The organism is Protofrankia sp. Cr1 (genome assembly GCF_963555865.1).
Classification (GTDB): Bacteria; Actinomycetota; Actinomycetes; order Frankiales; family Frankiaceae; genus Protofrankia.
In genome coordinates this window covers 8520-11721 of the sequence record NZ_CAUVXO010000159.1, presented here as the reverse complement: position 1 = coordinate 11721, position 3202 = coordinate 8520, and the positions used below count along the sequence as shown (strand labels likewise).

The 3202-nt window shown below is 68.1% G+C and carries 2 protein-coding genes; both read left to right on the top strand.

The features are described 5' to 3' along the window. Positions 1-661 precede the first annotated feature (661 nt). Entirely contained in the window at positions 662-1957 is a 1296-nt protein-coding gene (locus tag U9980_RS14075; RefSeq protein WP_322768327.1) for a helix-turn-helix transcriptional regulator, read from the top strand. A gap of 17 nt (positions 1958-1974) precedes the next feature. Next, positions 1975-3132 (top strand): toll/interleukin-1 receptor domain-containing protein, encoded by a 1158-nt coding sequence (locus U9980_RS14070; RefSeq protein WP_322768326.1) that lies wholly within the window; start codon positions 1975-1977, stop codon positions 3130-3132. Positions 3133-3202 lie beyond the last annotated feature (70 nt).

Sequence of the window (3202 nt, the reverse complement as noted above, 5' to 3'; positions counted from 1 at the left end):
GATGGGCAGCAGCCGCCGTTGCAGCAGGGATGTCCGGTGGGACAGCAATAGTTCCCGCAGTCGACTGGATAGCCGGAAAGACAGCAGCCGTCGCCGCTGCAGACATAGCCGGGAGCGCAGCAGTAGGTGGTGCAGCACGTTGCCCTGGACGTGCAACAGTAGTTCCCGCAACATGTTCGGCCGGACGCGCAGCAGTGACCGCCACAGTCAACCGGATACCCGGTGGGGCAGCCGCTGCTCGCCGCCTGCTTCACGGCGTAGTCCACGGCGTTTTTCGCCAGCTCCTTGCCTACCTCTTTGGCTACCTCCTTGCCCACCTCCGCCAGCTCCCTCCTCACCGCGGGGTTTCCGCGTAGCGAGGAGCACCCCAGGACGAGGAAGGAGGTGCAGCCGATCAGCGTGGTTAACAGTTCACGCCGTCCTGTTATCTTCATCCTCAGGGCTCCCGCGAGCTCGTCACGAGGCGCGGGGCGGCCTTGGCTGGCCGTGAGCGCCGGGTTTGCCCTGCTCGCTCCTGCAGGGCCGGGCGAGACGCCTCCCGCGAAGACCCGGTGTCCGGATTTCGGCCGAGGGGTCGCCTCGAGTTGAGGATGCAGGCAGCGCCGAGAATGGGCAAGATGTTGGCTGTTGCCTTTCTGGACGGGTATGGGAAACTCGACATATGGGGGGCTGCGCGCCGGGTTTCGGCGCTGAGCTGCGTCGTCGGCGAAAGGCCGTCGGGCTGTCGCTGACCGAGCTGTCCGCGATGCTCCACTACAGCAAGGGCTATCTGAGCAAGATCGAGAATGATAGGAAGGCGCCGAGCCCTGAGCTGGCGCGCCGTTGCGACAGTGTCCTGGGCGCCGATGGAGCGCTACTGGTTCTGGCACCGGGACGACGGTCCTACCTCCGGCGGCGAGTCCGAGACGATGCAGCTGGTGAAGGGTTGACCGACGGGTACCGCCTCCCGGATGCGGCGCATTCTGCCGCACGGCGCGACGAGGCCGGGTGCGTGCCGCTCGGCCCCGGCGTGACGGTCACAACGCTCGCCGCGGTCGGGTTGGCTGCTCAGCACGACCGGACCGCGGCCGGATTCCAGGCGATGTTCATCCAGGTGCGTCGGCTCGGCATGACGATAAGCCCGGCGCTGGTACTGCCGATTCTTGCCGCGCAGATCAAGGTCCTGCGGGAGCTTGCATCCGCCGCCGACGGGAGCTCGCGACGTCGCCTCCTGCTGTTGGCCGCCCGCTATGCGGAGTACGCCGGGTGGATGGCTCAGGAGGCGGGGGATGACCGGGCAGCCGGGTGGTGGACGGACATGGCCGTCGGGTTCGCGACCGCGGCCGGAGATCGTGACCTGGCGTCCTACGCGCTGGTTCGGCATGCGCTGATCGCGCTGTACCGGCGCGACGCTTGCCGGACGGTCGCATTGGCACGCCGTGCGCAGTCCCACCGCGAGGTGGCACCCCGCGTGCTCGGTCTCGCCGCGCAGCGTGAGGCTCAGGGCCACGCCCTGGCCGGTGACTACGACGACTGCCAGCGCGCACTCGAACGGGCGCGGGACCTTCTCGCCGTGGCGGGACCCGATGGTTCTGGCCTGCCCGTCCTCGGGTCGTCTACGGTTCCCGACAGCGTCGACATGGTCACCGCGTGGTGCCTCTACGATCTGGGGCGCCCGCAGCAGGCCGTCGACATGCTGCAGCAGGAGCTCGCCCGGGTGCCGGCTACGGCGGCACGGGCAAGGACGCGCTTCGCGGTGCGGTTGTCCATGGCCAGGGCGGCGGTGGGCGACCTTGACGGGTCGTGCGCAACTGCGGCCGGAGCCCTCCCCACGGCGGCGATCGTCGACTCGGCCACGATCCGATTGGACCTTCGCGACCTGGCCCGTGTGTTTGCTCGGTGGCCCAGGCACCCCGCCGTGGCGGCGCTCTCGCCGCAGCTGGGTGGCGTGCGCAACCGTCCGGCACCCGGGCGCTGAGTCAGGTTCCCCGCGAAGTGGCCGCTGGCGTGTTGCGCATATTCGTCAACTATCGGGGGACCGGCAGCGCATGGGCGGTCCTGCTGGATCGGGAACTGTCCGCCCGGTTCGGGCCGGAGAACGTCTTCCGCGCCAGCCGCTCTATTCGACCGAGCGAAGACTTCGCTGACCGGATCCTCGGAACCGTCCGGCGTTCATCGGTGCTCCTCGCCATTATCGGGCCGGACTGGCTGGACGCCCGGAGTCCGGACGGCAGGCGCCGCATCGACGACGAGAAGGACTGGGTGCGTCGTGAGATAGCCGAAGCTCTTGCCTGGAATGTCGCGATCATTCCTGTGCTCGTCGACGACGTCCCCCGTCCCGTCGCCGCCGAGCTTCCGCCCGAGCTGGCTCGCCTGGCCCGCTGTCAGTATCTGCGGCTGAACCACCGCAATGCGGAATATGATCTTGCCCGCCTCGTCCAGGAGCTCCACAGCCTCCCGCCGGGACCGTCGACTGCGGGCGGTCCCGTCGAGAGCGGCCCTGCCTTGGTCGATCCGGACCACAGTAGGGCTGATCCGGACCACAGTAGGGCGGGTCCGTCCGACCGGAGGTCCTCGTCGGTATGGCGGCGCAAGCCGGGCGCCTTTCAGGCAGCCTTTGCGTCGCTGGCGGTTATTGTGGTTGCCGCCGTGGTAGTGCTCACGAGCACGATCGGCGGATCCCGCAGCAATGGCGGCGGCACTTCTCCGGCGTCGGAGATGACAGCGGACCGCGGCATTGACGGCACCGCCGGGGTATCCGCCGGGGTCTCGGCTGAGCCAACCCTGGGTGACCTGCGCCCCGGGCGACGGGCCGAACTGGGCCCGGAGGACCATCTCGACGTCGAGACCGGCGTGGTGGGCAATGCGGTCGGCGGCCTCGACCTGTACTTCCCGACGGAGGGCAGCCCGATACAGTCGAACCTGATCGGGGCAGTGGACCCCGCTGTGGTTGCGCCCCTTGCGGCTGGCGGCCTCGCAGGCTGCGCTCATGCCTTGGACGCCTATCGGTACACGACCATCAATCTGAAGGCGACCGGCGTCGGTGGATCCTTCTGCGTGCGAACCGTGGAAGGAAACACCACGATGGCCACAATCATCTCGTACAGTCCGGTAAACCCGCAACGGCTGATCCTGGAACTCACCACCCAGTAACCTTTCTGTTGGATAACCGGGCGCCCTCAATCGGTCAGGTCGTCTTCCACCTGCGAATGGGAACGAGATG